The 311-nt window shown below is 37.6% G+C and carries 1 protein-coding gene; it reads right to left on the bottom strand.

Annotated features, from left to right (window positions below):
* Nucleotides 1-110: 110 nt before the first annotated feature.
* The coding region (locus CWC28_RS22310) for a hypothetical protein (RefSeq protein ID WP_212746809.1) at nt 111-311 on the bottom strand (201 nt) is incomplete at its 5' end.

Consider the following 311-nt stretch of genomic DNA (forward strand, 5'->3'; position numbering starts at 1 on the left):
CGTAAAAATTTTTCTAATATTTTGTCCATTATTTACCTGCTGGAGTCATTGAAATTGTAGCAGTGTCAGCAAGCATCTAGGGGTCAGGTCTGCCTTTTGCAACAATCTTACTAACACGCGAATAGTGTAATTAAAATAATCATCCAATTCTTTTCCTTGCTCGACAAATAGCGCAAACTTAAGGCTTGATGTTGCTTTAGATTTTCCAAATAGGGGTAACACTTTGCCGATTTCAAGCCATTCTTGAGCTTGTGCTTGCCCATCGTAAAATGCCCTACACGTTGAGAACTTCTATTAAACCATTGCTTATA

It is taken from the genome of Pseudoalteromonas sp. S4492, from assembly GCF_005886115.1.
Taxonomy (GTDB): Bacteria; Pseudomonadota; Gammaproteobacteria; order Enterobacterales; family Alteromonadaceae; genus Pseudoalteromonas; species Pseudoalteromonas gelatinilytica.